This is a genomic window from Anaeromyxobacter sp. K (assembly GCF_000020805.1).
Classification (GTDB): domain Bacteria; phylum Myxococcota; class Myxococcia; order Myxococcales; family Anaeromyxobacteraceae; genus Anaeromyxobacter; species Anaeromyxobacter dehalogenans.
In genome coordinates this window covers 4,405,527-4,418,376 of record NC_011145.1, presented here as the reverse complement: position 1 = coordinate 4,418,376, position 12,850 = coordinate 4,405,527, and the positions used below count along the sequence as shown (strand labels likewise).

At 75.4% G+C, this 12,850-nt stretch carries 15 protein-coding genes; 9 read left to right on the top strand and 6 right to left on the bottom strand.

Annotated elements, in window-relative coordinates; all coding sequences use genetic code 11:
* Nucleotides 1-29: 29 nt before the first annotated feature.
* Nucleotides 30-1,337, bottom strand: a complete 1,308-nt coding sequence (gene serS, locus ANAEK_RS19710; protein WP_012527885.1) for a serine--tRNA ligase — start codon at nt 1,335-1,337, stop codon at nt 30-32.
* Nucleotides 1,338-1,437: 100 nt separating this feature from the next.
* On the opposite strand from serS, the gene ANAEK_RS19705 reads away from it, so the two are divergent.
* From ANAEK_RS19705 to ANAEK_RS19685, 5 genes are all read left to right on the top strand, one after another.
* Nucleotides 1,438-2,109 carry an RNA polymerase sigma factor gene (locus ANAEK_RS19705; protein ID WP_012527884.1) on the top strand — a complete coding sequence of 224 codons (672 nt, stop codon included), beginning with the start codon at nt 1,438-1,440 and terminating at the stop codon, nt 2,107-2,109.
* Nucleotides 2,106-2,618, top strand: coding sequence for a zf-HC2 domain-containing protein (locus tag ANAEK_RS19700; protein WP_012527883.1), 513 nt, complete (start codon nt 2,106-2,108; stop codon nt 2,616-2,618). The genes ANAEK_RS19705 and ANAEK_RS19700 overlap by 4 nt, the downstream gene beginning before the upstream one ends.
* Before the next feature lie 48 nt (nt 2,619-2,666).
* Nucleotides 2,667-3,305, top strand: coding sequence for a hypothetical protein (locus ANAEK_RS19695; protein ID WP_012527882.1), 639 nt, complete (start codon nt 2,667-2,669; stop codon nt 3,303-3,305).
* A gap of 84 nt (nt 3,306-3,389) precedes the next feature.
* The gene (locus ANAEK_RS19690; RefSeq protein WP_012527881.1) at nt 3,390-4,190 is read left to right on the top strand and encodes an SDR family oxidoreductase; all 801 of its coding nucleotides are present in this window, start codon (nt 3,390-3,392) and stop codon (nt 4,188-4,190) included.
* Nucleotides 4,187-4,978 carry a hypothetical protein gene (locus ANAEK_RS19685; RefSeq protein WP_012527880.1) on the top strand — a complete coding sequence of 264 codons (792 nt, stop codon included), beginning with the start codon at nt 4,187-4,189 and terminating at the stop codon, nt 4,976-4,978. The genes ANAEK_RS19690 and ANAEK_RS19685 overlap by 4 nt, the downstream gene beginning before the upstream one ends.
* A 166-nt stretch (nt 4,979-5,144) precedes the next feature.
* On the opposite strand, the gene ANAEK_RS19680 is transcribed toward ANAEK_RS19685, so the two are convergent.
* Nucleotides 5,145-5,936, bottom strand: a complete 792-nt coding sequence (locus ANAEK_RS19680; protein WP_012527879.1) for an alpha/beta fold hydrolase — start codon at nt 5,934-5,936, stop codon at nt 5,145-5,147.
* A gap of 154 nt (nt 5,937-6,090) precedes the next feature.
* On the opposite strand from ANAEK_RS19680, the gene ANAEK_RS19675 reads away from it, so the two are divergent.
* The 3 genes from ANAEK_RS19675 to ANAEK_RS19665 all read left to right on the top strand — a co-directional run bounded on the left by ANAEK_RS19675 (nt 6,091) and on the right by ANAEK_RS19665 (nt 9,359).
* Nucleotides 6,091-7,551, top strand: a complete 1,461-nt coding sequence (locus tag ANAEK_RS19675) for a TldD/PmbA family protein (protein ID WP_012527878.1) — start codon at nt 6,091-6,093, stop codon at nt 7,549-7,551.
* On the top strand, nt 7,548-8,870 hold the full coding sequence (locus tag ANAEK_RS19670) for a TldD/PmbA family protein (protein WP_012527877.1): 1,323 nt from the start codon (nt 7,548-7,550) through the stop codon (nt 8,868-8,870). The genes ANAEK_RS19675 and ANAEK_RS19670 overlap by 4 nt, the downstream gene beginning before the upstream one ends.
* A 111-nt stretch (nt 8,871-8,981) precedes the next feature.
* Nucleotides 8,982-9,359 carry a response regulator gene (locus ANAEK_RS19665; protein ID WP_012527876.1) on the top strand — a complete coding sequence of 126 codons (378 nt, stop codon included), beginning with the start codon at nt 8,982-8,984 and terminating at the stop codon, nt 9,357-9,359.
* On the opposite strand, the gene ANAEK_RS19660 is transcribed toward ANAEK_RS19665, so the two are convergent.
* From ANAEK_RS19660 to purS, 4 genes are read right to left on the bottom strand one after another with little or no spacing between them, the layout of a single operon-like run.
* Nucleotides 9,356-9,796 (bottom strand): hypothetical protein, encoded by a 441-nt coding sequence (locus ANAEK_RS19660; RefSeq protein ID WP_012527875.1) that lies wholly within the window; start codon nt 9,794-9,796, stop codon nt 9,356-9,358. The genes ANAEK_RS19665 and ANAEK_RS19660 overlap by 4 nt on opposite strands.
* On the bottom strand, nt 9,793-10,446 hold the full coding sequence (locus ANAEK_RS19655; protein WP_012527874.1) for an alpha/beta hydrolase: 654 nt from the start codon (nt 10,444-10,446) through the stop codon (nt 9,793-9,795). Before ANAEK_RS19655 ends, ANAEK_RS19660 begins: the two co-directional genes overlap by 4 nt.
* 41 nt (nt 10,447-10,487) lie before the next feature.
* Nucleotides 10,488-11,144 (bottom strand): phosphoribosylformylglycinamidine synthase subunit PurQ, encoded by a 657-nt coding sequence (gene purQ / locus ANAEK_RS19650; RefSeq protein WP_012527873.1) that lies wholly within the window; start codon nt 11,142-11,144, stop codon nt 10,488-10,490.
* Nucleotides 11,145-11,162: 18 nt separating this feature from the next.
* Nucleotides 11,163-11,408, bottom strand: a complete 246-nt coding sequence (gene purS / locus ANAEK_RS19645) for a phosphoribosylformylglycinamidine synthase subunit PurS (protein ID WP_012527872.1) — start codon at nt 11,406-11,408, stop codon at nt 11,163-11,165.
* Between the two features lie 64 nt (nt 11,409-11,472).
* Here purS and ANAEK_RS19640 point away from each other — a divergent pair, with 64 nt between their 5' ends.
* On the top strand, nt 11,473-12,750 hold the full coding sequence (locus tag ANAEK_RS19640) for a hemolysin family protein (RefSeq protein ID WP_012527871.1): 1,278 nt from the start codon (nt 11,473-11,475) through the stop codon (nt 12,748-12,750).
* Nucleotides 12,751-12,850 lie beyond the last annotated feature (100 nt).

Here is a 12,850-nt window from a genome sequence, read left to right as displayed (position 1 = left end):
CGGGTCACCGCCCGGCGCGCGGAGGCGGCCTACCGCTCCACGCCCCGCGGGAACGTCTCCGCGGCGATCCGCTCGAGGCCCCCCATGTACGGGCGGAGCGGCTCGGGGATGACCACCGTCCCGTCCGCCTCCTGGCACTGCTCCAGGATCGCCACGATGGTGCGGCCCACCGCCACGCCCGAGCCGTTGAGCGTGTGCGCGAGGCGCGGCTTGCCGTTCTCGCCGCGGTAGCGCACGCGGATGCGGCGGGCCTGGAAGTCCTCGCAGTTCGAGACCGAGCTGATCTCGCGGTAGGCGCCCTGGCCCGGGCACCACACCTCGATGTCGTAGGTCTTGGCCGAGGAGAAGCCCATGTCGCCCGCGCAGAGCAGCACCACGCGGAAGTGGAGGCCGAGCCGGCGCAGCACCTCGCAGGCGTCGTCGAGCATCTTCTCGTGCTCGGCCTCGCTCTCCTCCGCCTTCGAGAGCTTCACCAGCTCCACCTTGTGGAACTGGTGCTGGCGCATGATCCCGCGGGTGTCGCGGCCGGCCGAGCCGGCCTCGGCGCGGAAGCACGGGCTGAACGCGCAGTACGACACCGGCATCGCGCTCGCCTCGAAGATCTCGTCCCGGTGCATGTTCGTGACCGGGACCTCCGCCGTGGGGATGAGGTACATCGGCGGCTCGTTCGTGGTCTTGAACAGGTCCTCCTCGAACTTCGGGAGCTGCCCGGTGCCGGTCATGGTCTCGCCGGTCACGAGGTAGGGCGGGAGGATCTCGGTGTAGCCGCGCGAGGTGTGGACGTCGATGAAGAAGGAGACGATGGCGCGCTCCAGCCGCGCCGCCGCGCCCTTCAGGATGGTGAAGCGCGAGCCGGACAGCTTCGCGGCCTGCTGCCACTCCAGCACGCCCAGCGCCTCGCCCAGCTCCCAGTGCGGCTTCGGGGTGAACCCGTAGGCCTTCTGCTCGCCCCAGGTCCTCACCACGACGTTGTCGTGCTCGTCCTTGCCGTCCGGCACCGAGTCGCTGGGCGGGTTCGGCACCACCATGAGCAGGCGGGTGAGCTCCGCCTCGACGTCGCCGAGCGCGGCCTCGGTCTTCTTCACCTCGTCGCCGAGCGCGCGCAGCGAGGCGCGGGCGCCCTCCACCGCGTCCTTGTCGGTGCGGGCCAGTTGCCGAATGTTCGCGTTGGCCTCGGCCTGTTCCTTCTTCTGCTTCTCGAGGAGTACGTTCAGCTCACGGCGGCGGGCGGCGAGCGGCTTCACCGGCGCGAGCGCCTGCACCGCGCCCTCGCCCCGGCGGGCGAGGCGGCGCTCGAAGCTCTCGAAGTCGGCGGCGACGGCCTTGAGGTCCAGCATGCGGGAACCCCTTCGAATCGGTTGGAATCCGGGCCGCAGGATTAGTCTTTAACCTCTGGACGGGCAAGGGGTCTTGGCAGGCGTGACCCCGGGGATTCGCATGGCGGACGACGTCGAGAGAGAGCGGCCGACGCTCCGGGTGGTGCCGGGCGGTGCGCGCTCCGGCACGCCGGCGACCTCCGGCGCCGGGACGCCCCAGGCCACGCCCGCGCCGGTGTCCGACGAGGTGGCGGTCGCGGCGTTCCTGGCCGGCGACGACCGGGCGTTCGGCGAGGTCGTCCGCCACCACGAGCGGCTGGTCCTCGCGCTGGTGCGCCGCTACGCGCGGACCCCGGAGGACGCACGCGATCTGGCGCAGCGCACGTTCCTGCGCGCGTTCGAGGCGGCCCGCCGCACGCTGGCCCGCGGCGGCGCCGGGGCGGTGCCGTTCCGCCGCTGGCTGGTCCGCGTGGCGGTGAACCTCGGCAAGAACCACCTGCGCGACGAGACCCGCTGGACCCGCGCGCCGCTCGAGGCGCTCGACGCGGACGTCGCCACCCCGCCGGCCGCGCACGAGGCGGCGGTCCGCGCCGAGCGCGAGGCGCGGGTGCGCCGCGCGGTGCTGGACCTGCCGCGCCGCCAGCGCGAGGTGCTCACGCTGCGCATCGATGCCGACCTGCCGTTCGCGGAGATCGCCGCCGCGCTCGGCACCACCGAGAACTCCGCCAAGGTGAGCTTTCACCACGCGGTGCGCCGGCTCCAGGCGCTCGCCGGGGAGGAGGCGTCGCCGTGACCGCCTGCCGGGACCAGGCCCTCGCCGTCTCGCTGCACGCCGCCGGCGCGCTGGAGGGCGCCGAGGCGGCCGCGCTGGAGCGGCACCTCTCCGCCTGCGCCGCCTGCCGCGCCGAGGCCGCCCGCGCGGCGGCGCTCCTGTCCGCGGCGCGCCTGCCGCCGCCCGGCGAGGCGGAGCTCCGGGCGCTCGACGGCCTCGCCGAGTCCACCTCGGCGGCCCTCGCGGCGCGCCGCCCCGCCGCGCGGACGCTCCGCGCGCTCGGCACCGGCCGGCGCCTGGCGGTGGGGCTCCTCGCGATCGCCGCCGTGGCGGCGCTCGTGATCGTGCCGGTGGCCGTCCGGCAGCGGCTGCCCGGCCGCGCGGCCGCGCCGGCGGAGGTGGCCGAGGCGGAGCGCTGGCAGGAGCCCGACCTCGACACGCTGTGGCAGGACACCGAGGTGCTCTCGCTCGAGGAGACCGCCTCGAGCGACCAGGAGTCCGCGGCGCTCGCCGCGTATGACGGTGGGTGAAGGGCGTCTCCTTCACCGTGGGGAAACAACGGAGCAAGGAGGAAGGCGATGAGGAAGCTCCTCGCAGTGCTGGTGGTGTTGCCGCTCGCGGCCCTGGCCCAGGGTCGCGGGGCGGGCCCGGGTCCGGGCGGAGGCCAGGCGGGCGCGCAGGCCGGCGCGCAGGCGGCAGGGCCGCGCGGCGACCCGGAGCGGATGGAGCGGCGCATGCGGCTCACCCGCACGCTGGGCCTGGCCGAGGCGCTCGATCTCGAGCCGGAGCAGGCGCTGAAGCTGGGCCAGCAGGTGGCGAAGTTCGACGAGAAGCGGCTCGCGCTCCACAGGCAGATGCACGACGCGCATCAGGTGCTGCGGCGCGCCGCCCAGGGCGAGAAGGTGTCGGCCGGCGAGGTCGATCAGGCCATCAAGACGGCGCTCGACGCCCGCGCGCAGATGCAGGCGCTCGACCGGGACGTGGTCGCGACCGTCACGAAGGACCTCTCCCCCGAGAAGCGCGCCCGCGCGGTGCTGTTCCTGGAGCGCTTCCAGGGCCGGTTCGGGCCGGGGATGGGCCCCGGCATGATGAAGTTCCGCCGCGGCGGCCGCGGCCCGGGCATGGGCAACGGCCCGGGGATGGGGCCCGGCATGGGCATGATGCACGGCCCCGGCCCGGGCTGCCTCGGGATGGCGGACGACGACGACGAGGAGTGAAGCCCGGGGTGCGCGGGGGCGCCGCGCCGCCGCGTCGGGGTGACCCCGGGCCTTCCCGGCCCGGGGTTGTTACACTCGCCGGTCATGGCCCCGCCCGGCGCACCCGAGCCGCTCGCCGTCGTCACCGGCGCCTCCGCCGGCATCGGCCTGGCCCTGGCGCGCGAGCTCTCGCGCCGGGGCCGGCCGGTCCTGGCGGTGGCCCGCCGCGAGGACCGGCTCCGCTCGCTCGCGGCCGAGGCGCACGCGGCCGGCCGCGCCGAGATCCACCCGCTCGCGCTGGACGTCGCCGCGCCGGGCGCGCCGGAGCGGCTGGTCGAGGCGTCGCGCCGGCTGGGCGGCGCCGGGCTGCTCGTCAACAACGCCGGCCTCGGCCAGTACGGCCGCTTCGACCGCGCCAACCCGGCGCGGCTCGCGGCCATGCTGCGCGTCAACTGCGAGGCGCTGGTGCTCCTGTCGCACGCGTTCCTGCCCGAGCTGCGCGCGGCGGGCGGCGGGGCGATCCTGAACGTCGCCTCGGCCGCCGCGTTCCAGCCCACCCCGTACACGGCGGTGTACGGCGCCACCAAGGCGTTCGTGCTCTCGTTCACCGAGGGGCTCGCCGAGGAGCTGCGCGGCAGCAGCGTGTGGGCGGGCACGTTCTGCCCCGGGCCGGTGGACACCGAGTTCGGGGAGGTGGCCGGCACCGGCGGCCGGTTCGGAAAGCCGCCCGGCATGCTCACCGCGGAGGCGGCCGCGCTCGAGGCGATCGAGCAGCTCCGCGATCGCGAGGTGGTGTGGGTGCCGCACCCGATCTACAAGCTCACCGCGGCCGCGTCGCGCCTGGTCCCCCGGGCGGTGCTGCGCCGCGTCTCGGGCCGGATCCACCGGCCTACGGAGGATGCATGAGCCGCAGGCGAGGGAAGGGCGACGACGCCACGCCGGGGATCGCGCCGGTCTACGAGGGGCCGGAGGTGCTCTCGGCGCTGCTCGAGCGCGCCGGCTCGAAGAACCGCGCCGAGGACGTGGTGACGAAGTTCACCCAGGCGCAGGCGGCGGGCGAGCCGCGCTCGGCGGTCATCCCCGGCATCTTCCAGGACGAGCCGCGCTTCGAGTCGCCCGAGGCGGCGCGCCGGCTCTACTCGAACCTGTTCGGCCTGTGGGCCCGCCTCGCCGCGGGCCTCGGGGCGCTCGACGACGCGCCCGAGGTGGTGCCGGAGCCGGCCGCGCCGCCCGAGCTCCCGGAGCGCGGCGCCGCGGACGGCGAGGTGCTCGAGCCGGAGCTGGTGGAGGCGGTGTGGAAGAACCTGGCCGCCGCCGCGCCGCGCGAGCTGCAGCGCCGGCGCGACCGCTTCCAGAACGCGCAGCCGGACCTCGCCGCGTGGCTCGACGCCGCGCCGCTCCCCGACGCCGCCGCGGTGGCCGCGCAGGACCTCGCGTTCGAGGCGTGGGCCATGTTCGACCAGGCGTTCGGCGAGCGGCTGGGCGCGGTCGAGTACCACCAGCTCCGCGCGGTGGAGAAGGAGCCGCCGCCGCTCGAGAGCGTGCAGCCGGCGCTCGCGGCCTACGTGGCCGAGCAGCTCGACGTGCTCGCCGACGAGGACGCGGCCCTCACCGAGGAGGTTCGCGCCCAGATCGAGCGCGCGGTGGCCGCCGCCGTCGCCGGCCTCACCGAGTCGGTGCGGGAACCGTCATGATGACGGGGCTGCGCCCCGCCCCACGGAGCGGAGCTCCGCGGGGCCCCGCCTTGCTGCGCGGGGCCCGTGACCTCGTGCGCCCGCCTTCGCGGGCTCGCACGAGGTCCCCGCGGGCGCGGCGTTGCCGCGCATAGCGCCGCGTTGCCGCGCATGGCGCCGCCTCTCGCTACGCCGGCAGCCCGTCCACGAACGCGGTCAGCGCCGCGTTGAACGCCTCGGGGTTCTCGATGTTCGAGAGGTGCCCCGCGTCCGGGATGGTGACGAGCTTCGCGCCCTTCACGCCGGCGGCGATCTTCCTGGCCTCGACGGGCGGCGTCATGCCGTCCTCGGCGCCGACCACGACCAGCGCCGGGCAGCCGATGGTCGCGAGCGTGGGGACGGAGTCGGGCCGCCGCGCCATCCCGCGCTGCGCCGCGGCCACGCCGGCCGGCGTGCCGTCCAGGATGAGGTGCCGGGCCTCCTTCACGACGGCCGCGTCCGCGCCGGGCCGGAGCAGCTTCGGCACCATCTCGTCCGCCACCCAGCCCAGCCCCTTCTCCAGGGCGGTGCGCGCGAACTTCTCGCGGTTCGCCTTGCCGGGCTCGTCGTCCGCGCCGGCCTTGGTGTCGCAGAACGCCACCCCGCGGAACAGGCCCGGCGCCTGGCGGTACAGCTCGAACGCGAGGTAGCCGCCCATCGACAGGCCCGCCACCGCCGCGCGCCCGATCCGCAGGTGCGCGAGCAGCGCGCGGACGTCGCCGGCGAGCAGGTCGAGCGTGGACGCCTCGGGCGGCGTGCCGCTCTTGCCGAGGCCGCGGTAGTCGAGCGCGATGACCCGGTGCTTCCGCTCCAGCGCGGCGATCTGCCGCGTCCACATCCCGGAGTGGAGCGGGAACGCGTGGAGGAGGACGACGGCGCTCGAGCCGCTTCCGGCGTCGCGCCAGTGGATCTCGGTTCCGTTCAGGGTGGCGACGGGCATTCCCGAAGCATTAGCACTCCGGTGCGCGCCCGTCCGCTTCCCGCCCGCGTCGGGCCCCCGCGGGCGCGGCGGGCCACGGGGGCAGGGCGCCCCGGCCGGATCCGCGTTACACCTATCGGCTCGGACCCGCCGGAGCGGCGGAGCAAGGGATCGGATGAGCGAGTACGGACAGGGGGCCCCGACCGGCCCGCGAGAGGGCATCGGCTACTTCGCGCGCTTCGGCGTGACCGAGCGGATGATCGCCGAGACGCTCTCGGCGGCGCTCTCGCGCGGCGGCGACCACGCCGACGTCTTCTTCCAGCACCGGGTGTCCTCGGACCTCGGCCTCGAGGACGGGGCGGTGAACCGCGCCTACGCCAGCGTGGAGCTGGGGGTGGGCGTACGCGTGGTGAAGGGCGACCAGACCGGCTACGGCTACACCGAGGACCTCTCGCTGCCGGCGCTCGTCGAGTGCGCCCGCACCGCGGCCGCGATCGCGGACGGCCCCTCGCGCCCCGGCCCGCAGCGCCTGCACGTGCAGGGCGGCCTGCCCGACCGCTACCCGCTCGTCCGCCCGTGGAGCGAGGTGCGGCCCGAGGAGAAGCTGCCGCTCGTGGCCGGGCTGAACGAGCGCGCCTTCTCGGCCGACCCGCGCGTCAAGAAGGTGAACGTGTTCCTCCGCGACGAGGACGGCGCGGTGCTGCTCGCGGACTCGTCGGGCCGGGTGGTCGAGGACCGCCAGCCCATGACGCTGCTCTTCCTCTCGGTGCTGGCCGAGGAGAAGGGGCGGCGCGAGCAGAGCGGCTACAACGTGGCCGGCCGCGCCGGGTTCGAGTTCTACACGCCCGAGCGGCTCGATCGCGTGGTGCGCGAGGCGGTGGACCGCACCTCGGTGCTGTTCGAGGCGGTGGCCGCGCCGGCCGGCGAGATGCCGGTGGTGCTCGCGGCCGGGTCCTCCGGCATCCTGCTCCACGAGGCCATCGGCCACGGCATGGAGGCCGACTTCAACCGCAAGGGCGTGTCCATCTACGCCGACAAGATCGGCAAGCCCATCGCGAAGCCGTTCGTGAACATCGTGGACGACGCCGCCAACGCGGGCGCGCGCGGCTCCATCAACGTGGACGACGAGGGGAACGCCGCCGGCACCACGCAGCTCGTCGAGAACGGCGTGCTCGCGACCTACCTGCACGACTCGATCTCGGCGCGCCACTACGGCGTCGCCCCCACCGGCAACGGCCGCCGCGAGAGCTACCGCTACCCGCCGCTCCCGCGCATGCGGTCCACGTACATGCTCCCCGGCCCGCACCGGACCGAGGAGATCATCCAGTCGGTGAAGAAGGGCATCTACTGCGTGAACTTCTCGAACGGCCAGGTCAACATCGGCGCCGGCGACTTCACGTTCTACGTGAAGAACGGCTGGCTCATCGAGGACGGGAAGCTCACCCGCCCGGTGAAGGACGTGAACATCATCGGCAACGGCCCGAAGGCGCTCGAGCAGGTGGACATGGTGTCCGACGACCTCGCCATCGACGAGGGCGGCTGGACCTGCGGCAAGGACGGGCAGAGCGTGCCGGTGTCGCAGGGGCTGCCCACCGTGCGCGTCGCGTCGATGACGGTCGGCGGGAGGGGCTCGTGAAGGACCTGCTCGAGATCGCGCGCGACGCCGCCGCGCTGGCGCGGGGCCGGGGCGCGGACGAGGCCGCGGTGGGCGCCTACCGCGCGCGGCACGTCGAGGTGGCGTGGCGCGACGGGCGGCTCGAGAAGGTGAGCGAGGCCACCACCCGCGGGCTCGGCCTCGACCTGTACGTGGACGGCCGCTACGTCTCGGTGGGCACGAGCGACCTGCGCCCCGAGGCGCTGGAGCGCTTCGTGGACGACTCGGTGGCGCTCGCCCGCACGCTCGCGCCCGACCCGCACCGCCGGCTGCCGGATCCCGCGCTGTACCAGGGCCAGGCGGACCTCGACCTCGAGCTGGAGGACGCGCACCACGGCGCGCTCGACGCGGCCGAGCGGCGCCGGCAGGCCGAGGCCATCGAGACCGCCGCGCGCGCGGTCCCCGGCGCGCACGCGATCCTGTCGGTGTCCACCAGCGTCTCCGACTCGCTCAGCGAGAGCGCGCTCGTCCACACCAACGGCTTCGAGGGCTGCCGGCGCGGCACCGACTTCTGGATCGGCGCCGAGGTGACGGTGAAGGACCCGGACGGCCGGCGCCCGGAGGAGTACGCCTCGTCCGGCGCGCGCCACCGCTCCGACGTCGAGTCGCCCGAGGTGATCGGGCGGCGGGCGGGCGAGCGGGCGGTCGGCCGCATCGGGTCGCGCAAGGGCGAGTCCGCGGTGACCGCGCTCGCGGTGGACAACCGCGCCTCCGGGCGGCTGGTGGGCGCGCTGTTCGCCCCGCTCTCGGCGTCGGCGATCCAGCAGAAGCGCTCGTACCTCGAGGGCAAGGTCGGCGCCGAGGTGGGGAGCGCGCTGCTCGACGTGCGCGACGACCCGCACGTGCGTCGCGGCCTCGGCTCGCGGCTGTACGACGGCGAGGGGCTCGCGGCGCGGCCGTTCCCGGTGTTCGAGCGCGGCGTGCTGCGGAGCCTCTACGTGGACACCTACTACGGCCGGAAGCTCGGCGTGCCGCCCACCACCGGCCGCTCCTCGAACCTCGCCTGGAAGCTGGGCGAGCGCTCGCAGGCGGCGCTGCTGGCGGAGCTGGGCGACGGGGTGCTCGTCACCGGCTTCCTGGGTGGCAACTCGAACGGGACCACGGGCGACTTCTCGCTCGGGGTGCGTGGGTTCAGGGTGCGCGCCGGTGCGCTGGCGGAGCCGGTCGGCGAGATGAACGTCTCCGGCAACCACCTCGAGCTCTGGAAGCGGCTCGTGGCGGTGGGGAACGACCCCTACCGCTACTCCGCCATGCGCACCCCAACCCTGGTGTTCGAGGGTGTCCAGCTCGCCGGCACCTGAGCGCGCCGTGTGGGCCGACCCACCCCGCGGTCGGTCCCCGGCGCCTGGGACCCCCGCCATGCCACCGCCGCCAATTTGCAGGCCCGGCCGGGCGTAGATATTCCTGTATCCGTGGCCCGAGTGCTCATCGTCGACGACGAGTCGGACATCCGCCAGGCGGTCGCCGAGGTGCTGGCCGAGGAAGGCCACCAGGTGGTCGCCGCCGGCGACGGCGAGGAGGCGCTCGCGCAGATCCGCGCCTTCCACCCGGAGCTGGTCCTGCTCGACCTCATGATGCCGGTGATGAACGGCTGGGAGTTCCGGGCCGCGCAGAAGGGCGATCCGGACATCAGCGCCATCCCGGTGGTGATCCTCTCGGCCATGGGCCGCGACGGCGCCATCGACGCGGACGGCTTCATCCAGAAGCCGTTCGACCTCGAGATGCTGCTGTCGATGGTCCGCCGGCACGCCAGCCGCGATCCGTCGTCGCCGGCCGCGCAGAACGCCTAGCGGCGCACCCTCCCCACCCTCCACGCCACCGCCACGCCCGGCTTGCGCCGGCCGGCGCGCAGCGCCTCGATGCCGCGGCGCCCCGCGTCCACCGCCTGCGCCACGCGATCGGTCGCGTCCGCGTCCGCCTCCAGCGTCTCGCACGCGGACGAGAGCACCTCGCCGAGCAGGCGCCACTCCGCCTCGGCCGTGCCGCCGTCCGGCTCCGCCTCCAGCCGCACCAGGCCGGTGGTCCGCTCCCAGGCCTCCTCCGGCGGCGCGCCGCGCGCGAGCGCGTCGCCCACCGCGCCCACGAACGCCTCCACCACGCCGTCGAGCGCGGCGGCGGGCGCGCGCCGGCCGTCGGCCGCCGTGGCGCGGGCCGATCGCCAGATGCGCGCCAGCTCCCCGCGCGCGGCGGCGATGGCCTCGCCGGTCCGCCGGGCGTCCAGCCTCACGGGATCCGCGCCTCCTCGAGGAGCCAGCCGAGCGCCGCCTCCGCCTCGCGCTGGAGCGCGGGGAGGTCCTCGGTGAAGAGGTGTGTCGTCCCGGGCACGACGGCGAGCCGGCGCGGGCCGCGCGAGCCCGCGAGCACCGCGCGGACCTCCTCCGGCGGGCCGAACGCGTCGCGCTCCGCCTGGACCACCGCGGCCGGCCGCTCCACCGCGCGCGCGTCGGCGGCGTCGCGCACGAGGTCGAGGTCGGCCGAGCGGAGCGCGAGCCCCGCGAGCAGCAGCCCGCGCACGCGCGGGTCCGGACCGCCCGCCAGGATCGTCATCCACGAGCCGAAGGAGAAGCCGCAGCAGAGGAGCGGCAGGTCCGGGTGGCGCGCCGCGAGCCAGGCGAGCGCCGCGCGCGTGTCCTCGACCTCGCCCAGGCCGCGGTCGTAGGCGCCCGCGCTCCGCCCCACGCCGCGGTAGTTGAAGCGGAGCGTGTGGCCGCCGGTCGCCCGCACCGCGCGGGCCAGCCGGTAGGTGGCGTGGTTGTGGAGGGTGCCGCCGAAGCGCGGGTGCGGGTGGCACACCAGCGCGGCGAACCGCGCGCCGGGGACCTCCTCCAGCAGCGCTTCCAGCCGGCCCGCCGGCCCGGTGAGATCGACCTGTGGCAACGTCCGTCCTCGGCCCCCCGGGAGCGGGCGGCGCCGCCCGTTCAGCCGAGCAGCGCCGCGAACATGCGCTTGCCGTCCTCGAGGCCGAGGATCGACTCGCTGGCGCGGTCCGGGTGCGGCATGAGGCCGACCACGTTGCGCGCCGGGCCGCCGGAGATGCCGGCGATGTCGCGGGCGGAGCCGTTCGGCGCGCCGCCCACGTAGCGGAACACGACGCGCCCCTCGCCCTCGAGCCGGTCGAGCGTCTCCGGGTCGGCGAAGTAGTTCCCCTCCGCGTGCGCGATCGGCATGGTGAGCGACTGGCCGGCGAGCCCGCGGGTCACCGGCGTCTCCTGCCCCTCGACGCGGATGGTGACGTCCTGGCAGATGTACTTCAGCGACGCGTTCCGCATCAGGACGCCGGGCAGCAGCCCGGCCTCGCACAGGATCTGGAACCCGTTGCAGATGCCGAGCACCGGGCCGCCCTGCTGCGCGAACGTGACGAGGTCGGCGATGACCGGCGAGAAGCGAGCCAGCGCGCCGCAGCGGAGGTAGTCGCCGTAGCTGAAGCCGCCCGGCACCACCACCGCGTCGAGCTTCGCGGGCAGGCGGTCCTTGTGCCAGACGTACTGGGCCTCGGCGCCCATGACGTGCTTCACCACGTGGTAGCAGTCGTGGTCGCAGTTGGAGCCGGGGAAGGTGAGGATGCCGACGCGCATGGTCCGGTGCCGTCCGAGCTAGAGCTCGATGCGGAAGTCCTCGATGACGGTGTTGGCGAGCAGCTTGCGGCACATCTCCTCGAGCCGCTTCCGCGCCTCGGCCTCGGGGAGCTTCTCGTCGAGGGCGACCTCGATGAACTTGCCCAGCCGGACGTCCGAGACCTCGCCGTAGCCCATCGCGTGCAGGGCGCGGTTCACCGCCGACCCCTGCGGGTCCAGCACCCCGCGCTTCAGCGTGACGTACACGCGCGCCTTCTTCGCCATGCGCGGGTTTATAGCAGAATCCGCCCCGTGCGCCTCACCCGGGTTTTGCTAGGGTACGGGGTCCATGGAGGGAGCTTCGGCAGCGCAGATCCTGTGGCTCGTCGCCGGGATCGCGGCGCTCCTGGCGCTGCGGGCGGTGGCCGCCGCGCTGGAGGCGGCGCTGGTGGCCGTGGGCGTGCCCCGGGCGCAGGCGCTCGCCCAGCCGCCCGACGCCAGCGCGCGCGCCCGGGCGCTCGGCGCGCTGGCCGGCGACGCCGAGGCGACCGCGTTCACGCTCCGCGCCGCGGCGACCCTCGGCACGCTGCTCGCGGGCGTGCTGGCCGGCGCCGGCGGCCCCGCGCTCGTGCCCGGGCTGCCGCCGTGGCCGGCGCGCCTCGTCGCCGCGCTCGTCGCCGGGCTCCTCTCGCTGCCGATCTCCGCCGCCGCCCGGGGCCTCGGCGCCGCGCACGGCGAGGGCGTGGCGCTCGCGCTGGCGCTCCCGTTCCGCGGCCTGAGCGAGCTGCTCCGGCCGCTGGCGCGCGCGGTGGCCTGGGCCGCCGGCCGCCGCGCCCGCTTCTCGCTCCCGCCGCCGCCGCTCGACGAGATGGAGCGCGCGCTCGCCGAGTACGCCGGGCGCGGCGGCAGCGGCTCGGAGGGGACCCGCGAGCTCATCCACAACGTCTTCGAGTTCCGCGAGAAGGTCGCGCGCGACGTGATGGTTCCGCGCACCGACGTGGTGGCGGTCGAGCTCGGCACGCCGGTGCCGCAGATCATCCGCACGCTCTCGGAGGAGGGCCACTCGCGCATGCCGGTGTACCGCGAGAGCCTGGACCAGATCGCCGGCGTGCTCCACGCGCGCGACCTCGTCCCGCTGCTCGCGCACCCGGAGCTCATCGTGCTCGCGGACATCCTGCGCCCCGCGCACTTCGTCCCCTGGTCGAAGCCGGTGGAGCAGCTCCTGCGCGAGATGCAGCGCCGCCACCTGCACATGGCGTTCGTGGTGGACGAGTTCGGCGGCGTGATGGGCATCTGCACCATCGAGGACGTGCTCGAGCAGATCGTCGGCGACATCCAGGACGAGTTCGAGGAGGAGGACGAGGGGCGCGAGGTGGAGCAGCACGCCGACGGCTCCTTCACCGTGCAGGGCGCCGCGGCGGTGGCGGAGTTCAACCGGGCCGCGCAGGCCGGCGTCCCCGAGGACCAGGGCTTCGAGACCATGGCCGGGTTCGTCTCCTCGCTGGCGGGCGCGATCCCGGCGCGCGGCGACCGGTTCTTCTGGAAGGGCTGGGTGTTCACCGTGGCCGAGGCCGATCCGCGGCGCGTGGTGAAGGTGCGGGCGGCGCGGGTGAAGCGCGGCGCGTAGCCGTCGCGGCGCCGCGCCCGGCCGGCCGGTCGGCGGGCGCGGTGGCGGGCCCCCGGGCGAGTCCCGCCCCGCCGCGGCCGTGCCGGGCGGGGGTGCCAGG